This window comes from Aminobacter sp. P4_H6_2 (assembly GCF_056400805.1).
The window spans coordinates 1-1,387 of record NZ_JBFUKO010000955.1 but is presented as its reverse complement, the minus strand read 5'-3'; the positions used below and the strand labels follow the sequence as shown (position 1 = coordinate 1,387).

Here is a 1,387-nt window from a genome sequence, read left to right as displayed (position 1 = left end):
GGGTAAAGGGTGACGCGAGCCAGCCAGAATTGAGAAAATACTTCCCCAGCATGATTTTTGTTGCCGTCACGCTCGTCAGCCTGACGATGGCGRCACTCGTCTATCTGGCAACGGTCGAGGCGGCGCGTATCAAGTTTCAGTCGGTGGCCGACGATGCGCTCAACCGTATCGAAGGCAGGGTGGAGTTCGACCTTGCCCTGCTACACGCGACCCAGGCGATGTTTGCGGCCCAGAAGGGCGACATCTCGCGCGACCAGTTTCGCGACTATTTCGCTTCGCTGGACGCCGAACGGAAATTCCCGAGCTTGCGAGGTGTTGGTTTCCTTCGGCTGATCGACAGCGAGCAAAGCGAGGCCGTTACGCGCGAGCTGAAGGACGGCTACGGTATCGACCGGTCGCCGTTTCCGGAAACCGACCTCAAGTGGCGGACACCGATCGTGCTGTTCGAGCCAATGAGCAAGGCCAGCCTCGATGCGATGGGCTTCGACATGGCAACCGATCCGCCACGCCGCACCGCGATCGAAGCGGCGATGGCCGCACAGGGCGAACCAAGGGCGACGGGCAGGGTGTTGCTCGGCCAAGGTGACAATGAACGGCAGCCCGGGGTTTTGGTGTTTTCGCGCGTCGACCGCCCTGCCGCCGAGGGGTCGGCGCCGGCCGGCTTCCTCTATGTTGCGTTCCGCACTGCAGAGCTGTTTCAGGCAGCGCTCGGCAAGGGGCCGCTATTGCCGATTTCGGTCGAAGTATTCGATGGAACGGCAGGCGACGACACGCTGCTGTTCCGCTCCCAGGTGCCGCCCGACCCCAGCTATGGCGACAATTTCTCGGTGACGCGCGAGGCCAATGTCGCCGGCCGCAAATGGACTGTCAATTTCCGGCCAAGCACGGCTTTCGTGGCGCCATCGCCACGTTCGGCACCGTTGATGCTGGGGGTTTTCGGACTGGTGCTTGCAGGCTCCATAGCGCTGGTCGCGCGCTATCAGCAGCGCGCCTATGAGGCAGCGAGCCTGCTTCACGAGACGACCGAGAAGAGCCTTCTCGAAAAGGATCTGATGCTTCAGGAAATGAAGCATCGCATCAAGAACCTTATCGCGCGCGTCCTGGCGATGGCACGACAGACGGCCGCCAGCTCGAAGGATGTCGATGAGTTCTCCGCCTCGTTTTCAGCGCGCCTGCAGGCGATGGCCTCCTCGCAGGACATGCTGACACGCTCGCGCTGGCAAAAGGCGGATCTCAGCGAGCTGCTGCGTATCGAGCTCGGCCAGGTGTTCGGAAAAGAACTGCCCGAGGGAATGACGACCGGCCCCACGGTCGAACTCGACGAAACGACCACGCAGGCGCTCGGCTTGACCTTCCACGAACTGGCGACCAACGCGCTGAAATATGG

Annotated in this window: 1 protein-coding gene; it reads left to right on the top strand. The window is 62.1% G+C overall.

Annotated features, from left to right (window positions below):
* Window positions 1-29: 29 nt before the first annotated feature.
* Window positions 30-1,387: CHASE domain-containing protein (locus AC1DUU_RS32015; RefSeq protein ID WP_476787316.1), on the top strand; the 1,358-nt coding region annotated here is incomplete at its 3' end.